At 60.3% G+C, this 6,000-nt stretch carries 3 protein-coding genes; 2 read left to right on the forward strand and 1 reads right to left on the reverse strand.

The genetic code is table 11. The features are described 5' to 3' along the window. The first annotated feature begins 40 nt into the window (after window positions 1-40). Window positions 41-715: a YceH family protein gene (locus tag NZK35_RS10810; RefSeq protein WP_259632546.1), complete on the forward strand. Its 675-nt coding sequence runs from the start codon at window positions 41-43 to the stop codon at window positions 713-715. 191 nt (window positions 716-906) lie between these two features. Here NZK35_RS10810 and NZK35_RS10815 read toward each other — a convergent pair whose 3' ends face one another. Further along, window positions 907-3,969 (reverse strand): FG-GAP-like repeat-containing protein, encoded by a 3,063-nt coding sequence (locus NZK35_RS10815; protein ID WP_259632547.1) that lies wholly within the window; start codon window positions 3,967-3,969, stop codon window positions 907-909. A gap of 379 nt (window positions 3,970-4,348) precedes the next feature. Here NZK35_RS10815 and NZK35_RS10820 point away from each other — a divergent pair, with 379 nt between their 5' ends. Continuing rightward, window positions 4,349-5,980, forward strand: a complete 1,632-nt coding sequence (locus NZK35_RS10820; protein ID WP_259632548.1) for an FG-GAP repeat domain-containing protein — start codon at window positions 4,349-4,351, stop codon at window positions 5,978-5,980. Window positions 5,981-6,000 lie beyond the last annotated feature (20 nt).

The raw sequence follows: 6,000 nt of genomic DNA on the forward strand, positions 1-6,000 counted from the left end.
CGAGTTTGACTTCCCCCTCCCCTTCCCCTCCCAGTGATCCATGTCTGAAAACGACGGCGAAGATGCCAAGCCGGTTGTGCCCCTGTCCGCCAGTGCCCGCCGCGTGCTGGGTGTCTTGGTGGAGAAAGCCAAAACGACTCCGGATAACTATCCGATGTCCGCCGCGGCGATCATCAGCGGTTGCAATCAAAAATCGAATCGTTCCCCGCAAATGCAGCTCGACGAAGACGACGTGCTGTTGGCGCTCGACGAGTTGCGGGGCGTCGGCGCGGCGCGAGAAATCCAGGGCAGCGGACGGGTCACCAAGTATCGACACGCCGCCTACGATTGGTTGGACTTGGACAATCCGCAGGCCGCCGTGTTGACCGAATTGCTGCTCCGCGGGCCGCAAACGATCGGCGAGATCCGTACCCGGGCGTCGCGGATGTGCAGCCTGCCCGATCTCGACTCGGTCAAAACCGTTTTGAAATCGTTGGCCGACAAGGATCTGGTGGAAGCGTTGACACCTCCGGGACGTGGGCAAACGTTTGCCCACAAGCTTTATCCGCCAGAGGAACGCCAGTACTTGGAAGCCCGTGTCGAAAAGCAGGCGGCAAAGTCGGCGGCGATCCCCGACACCAGCAAGGATGTCATCGACCAGCTGATCGCGCGACTGGACGCCGTCACCGAACGAATCGATGACCTGGAAGCAAGACTGAAAGAACTCGAGTCGTAGCTTGCCTCACAGTGGGGTAAGCTTCCAACTTGCCTGCTCGGAAGTGATGGCTTCCGACCGTGATGCAGAGGGCGTTGGTGATTCTGGAAGCTGAAGCTTCCAGAATCGCAAGCTGGAAGCTTACGCCACTCGGATCGCAGGCTGGAAGCTGAAGCTTCCAGAATCGCAAGCTGGAAGCTTACGCCACTCGGTTAATTGGATTCGACGATCACGGTTTGCGATCGTGTGGGGAGCTGCGTAAATCGCTCGGTTTTTCCGGTCGGCCAGGTCACTGAGACGGTCACCGTCGCGTCGTCCAGGTCGCCCAGGCCGAAGTGCATCACCCGTTCGTTGCTGCATTGATACCCATCACCGGCGACCAAGAACCCGGTGTGTGTACCCAGGCTGGTTTCGACGCGGATGGTGCTTCCGATCGCGTCGCGAGAGGACCTGCGGCCTTTCAAGTCCAGTCGAATCCAGTTGCCGCTGTTCTCCGTGCGATTGATCATCAACGCCGTCGGTTCGGTTTGGTGCGTGACTACGAAGTCGACTTTTCCGTCGCGGTTGGCGTCAATCGTCCACAAACCGCGGCCGACGTGATTGTTCTGGAAGTACGGCCCCAGTGTTTCGACCGACACGCTGCGATACCGGCCGGTCGCGGATCGTTGAAAGATCTGCATCGGCTGGTCATACATCGCTTTTTCGTCGCCTCGTGAGAACAGGTCGACGTGACCATTGGTGACGACGATCTCCGCGTCGCCGCTGTTGTCCAGATCGATCGCTTCGGTGCCGAACGCGACCAGCGGACGTGTGTCCTCGACCAGCCCCAGCGGTCCGGTGCGATCTTGCCAGATGCCCGAGGAGGATTGCGCGTGTAGCGTGTTGTATTCTTTGTCGAAATTGGTGACGTACAAATCCACGTCGCCGTCTCGGTCAAAGTCGCCGGTGGCGATCCCCATCGAACCTTGTGGAATCCCGCGGTCGTCGCCGCCGATCCCACGCAGCATCGCCGACTCGGACAAGGCGAGTTTGCTGTCGGTCGGTTCGCCCGCCACGCGACTCCAGTAATGATTGTTGGTCATGTCGTTGGCCACAAACACTTCATTGCCGAACCGGCCATCCAAGTCACCGACGATGATTCCCAGTCCACGCCCGGGCGAATCCGTGATCGCGCCCCAGGCTTCGGTCGTGTCAGCAAAGGTTCCATCGCCGCTGGAACGCAAAAAACGATCCGGCATGGCTGGAAACAGCATCGGGGAGCAGGATCGCATCACCGTGGAGCCCGACATCGGACAGCCTTGCGTGACCGGGCCCAGCGTGGCGCAGTAGTTGACGACCACGAGATCCGCCAAGCCATCGTGGTCGAGATCCGCGATCGCGCCGCTGGAGGACCATTCGTCAGCGTCGCCCGGCGGCAGTTGATCACTCGCGTCCCGAAAGGTTCCGTCACCGTTGTTAACGTACAAACGATTGGGGCCGTAATTGAGCACCAACAGATCGGGAAAGCCATCTTCGTTGAGATCTCCGACCGCGACGCCTTGTCCGAATCCCTTGTCGCCGGTTTGTGCGATTCCGCCGACGGGCCGGAATTGTCCGTCCAAGTTTCGGTACAGTTCGTTGGCTTCGGAATCTTGTGCTGGCGGTGTTCCTCCGGCGGCCACCAGATACAAATCGCTCCAGCCGTCCAAATCAAAATCGATCGTTCCGCCGCCACAACCGAGCGTCTGGTAGAGCATGATTCCCGGCTTGTCGAGGGTCTCGCTCGTCCGGCCCCAAAACGTCAATCCGCGCTGGACCGCTTCGTCTGCTATTTTCCAGTCAACCACCGCGCCGGCCTTTTCGGCAGCCTCACCGGCGACCGCGCCGTCGCGGCGGATCGTTTGTTCGCTCGGATCGTTTGTCGAAACCACTTTTTCGATACTCGGTAACGGCAGTCGTGCAAACAGCACGCCAAAGTCGGGCAGCGCCTCGGGGACCCGCCAGGGTGTGCCCGGTTTTAATCGTTTGACCAACTCGTCGCGAAATCCGGCGACATCAACGGAGTCGTCTTCGGGTAACGTGGTCGCGATCGCCGACCAGGCTTCGGCCTCCCAAAGCCGCCCCAGTTTTTCCAGCGACTCGGCAATCTCCAGCGCGATCGCCCGTGAGATTTCGCCGGTCCGCGTGAAGCGGTCTTTTAACTGGTGAAAACGCGTCAACTGTTGGGCCCGATCATTGACGAGCGTGACCATCTGTTTGCTGACGTCGGGGTTTTGGGCAGCAAACTCGGGCAGCAGGGTGGCCAACCGCGCCCAGATTTGGACGACTTCGGGATCGCCACAGACGGCCGCTTGGGCAAACGCCCGGAGCGCCGAGGGCCCGTCGTCGTTCGCCCGAGCCCAGTCGCCCAGGGCAATCCAATACGCGGGGTAGTCCTGAATCCCATCGGTTTGCTCGGCGGCCCAGGTTTCCAGTTCCTCGAACCGCCGAGATGCGGCCAAGGCCTGACCCAAGAAGGCTTGCGAGGGGTGATGATTGGGGTGATCGGCGACGATCTCGCGGAGCAACTTGATCGCTTCGTCGAATTTACTCTCGTCGAATTTTGACTTCGCCGCCCCCAACAGCGGTCGCTTGTCGTCGGGGTTGCGGGTGACCATCTGGTCCAACGGGTCGGCATCAAGTGTTCGTCGTTCGGTATTGCTCAAATCCTTCAGCATCCCGACGTCAAACCGCCGCGCGAGCACCAGGGTTTTCCCGTGTCGAAGCGCCGAAACGCGATCATCGGCACCGATGTAGAAATCGAACAGCCAACGGCGGGTTTCGTGCTGGTCGGGTTGAGCCTGAAGCGCCTGTTCCAAAAAATCCAAGCCGTCGTGGTATTGCCCCAGCCCGATCATCGCGATCATCGTCTGGCGGACACGACTGGGATTCGCGAACGACTCGGATTGACACGCCGAGCGCAAGAATTTGGCCGCCTGATCGGGATGCCCGCTCTGATGGGCCGCCTGGGCGATCAGCACCAAGGTGTCCGGCTCGATTTCCGACAGACCCCGATCAGTTGCCTGGATCGTTTCGATTCGGTTGACACCGGCCTGAGCGAGAATGATCTGTGACGCTTCCCAAGCCCGATCCCACTGTCGTCGCCGCAGCGACAACTTGAGCGTACCGACCGGATTGGCAAGCGTTTCGGTGCCCGGCGTTGCGGTGGTTTCCAGCGGGGTATCGCCGTCTGGGTCTCCGGCGGGCGGAGAGTGATCGCAGCCCCAAACCAGCGAGATGACGAACAACAGAAACACGAGCCCGCGCAGCGACCGGCAACGGCGCAGCGACCGGCAACGGCGCAGCGACTTGCAACAGCGCAGGGACTTGCAACAGCGCAGTGGTGGGGTGGAAGCGGGACGACGGCTGAAGGCTTTGGGCAACCATCGTGCGACTGGCCGCGTAGAGAACGACATTGCGGTGACTTGGTTCGACGTCATGTTTGGCACTGCAGGCAGTCCGTCCACCGGTGTGTCCGACCGCCTACCCAGCGGTGAATCCAGCAGCGCGCCGTTTGGGAGGCTCATCGAGTGAACGTCCTGTTTGCTTCGTTTCCGCATTGGTGCTGTGGATCTCCGTGGTTTGTTATAACCGACTTCACCCAAAATGATTCCTTCCCCGAACGTATTCGTGAACATGAAAGATTATTCGACACGGCGTGTTGGTCGCACCGGGGGGCTGTCCCCCGAGTTTCTCTACGCCGCTTTGGTCGTCATGTTGGTCCCGATTTGGGGCGGTTGTGCGAAAAAAGACGATGATCCGACCGCGGCGGTCGAAGTGTCTGCGGCGGATGCCACCTCATCGGGCCAGCTGTCCGCCAAAGATGTCGCGTTTCTGAGTCGATTCGGCCCCAAGGTCGAGGCGTTTTGTGGTGATTGCCACGCCATGCCCCGGCCGACCAGTTCACCGGAAGACGAATGGGAAATGGAGATCATCCAGGGATTCGATTTGTATCGAACGTCCGGACGCACCGACTTGGACGTTCCCGATGAAGCCGACGTGCGGCGGTACTTTAAAATGCAGGCCCCCAAAAATTTGGGGATGCCGGTGCCCGAAACGTTGAATTATCCCGCTGCGGCCCCGACGCACGTCAAGACCGCTGTGCTGCGACAACGCGTTCGCCCGGCCGGCGTCACGAATGTCAATTGGATCGACCTGGGATTCGAATCCAAGCCCGGACACGCCTTGGTCTACTGTGACATCGGAACGGGAACCGTCAACGCCTATTGGCCCAACGATCCGGCAGGCGAGGTGCGACGTTTGGGCACGATGTTGCAGCCGGTCCACACCGAGCCCTGCGACCTCAATCAAGACGGGCTGGTGGATCTGTTGGTCGCCGATATCGGTGAATTCAACGCCAACGACAGTGACTTGGGACAGGTGCTGTGGCTGGAGCGATCCAAGGACGACGAAACGTTTCGTACGCACGTGCTGATCGATGGACTCAGCCGAACCTCCGACGCCCGGGCCGGGGATTTGGACGGCGACGGGGACATCGATGTGTTGGTCGCCGCGTTCGGCTGGAGAAACAGCGGGCGGACGTTCATGCTGGTCAACCAGGGAATCGGTGACGACGGGAAACCGGTGTTCGAAACGCGTGACATCGATCCGCGTCACGGGCCCGTGCACGTTCCGCTGGTGGACTTTGACGACGACGGCGATCTGGACTTCATTTCGTTGATCAGCCAGGAACACGAACGCGTCGAACTGTTTCGCAACGACGGCAAAGGCCATTTTGAAAACGAGCTGATCTGGGCGGCGCCCGATCCGGCCTATGGTTCCAGCGGGATTGAGCTGGTGGACATGGATGGCGACGGTGATCTGGACGTGCTCTACACCAACGGCGATTCCTTCGATCGCGGCCCCAAACCGTTTCACTCGGTCCAGTGGCTCGAGAACGATGGTCCGCTGCCGATGCAGCGACACGAAATTTGCTTGATGCCGGGCGTGCTGAATGCCACCGCCGGTGACTTCGATGGCGATGGTGACGCCGACGTGGTCGCCGTCGCGCTGCTGGGGTCGCACATTTCCAAAGACTGGGTGGCCAAGGGATCGTCCCCGATCGTCATGCTGACCCAAGAAGATGACGGCTCGTTCTCACCCTCGCGATTGCCCGGGCGGATGCATGACCATCTGTCGGTCGTCAAAGGTGACTTCAACGGAGATCAAAAACTGGACTTCGCCATCGGTAATTTCTTTCGCCCGGCGAGCACGGAAGTGCAGACGGTGTTGGGGGAACCGGAGTTGCTGATTTGGACGTCGAAGTGATGGGGCAAAACGATGGGGGC

The organism is Stieleria sedimenti, assembly GCF_025060895.1.
GTDB classification, from domain to species: Bacteria; Planctomycetota; Planctomycetia; order Pirellulales; family Pirellulaceae; genus Stieleria; species Stieleria sedimenti.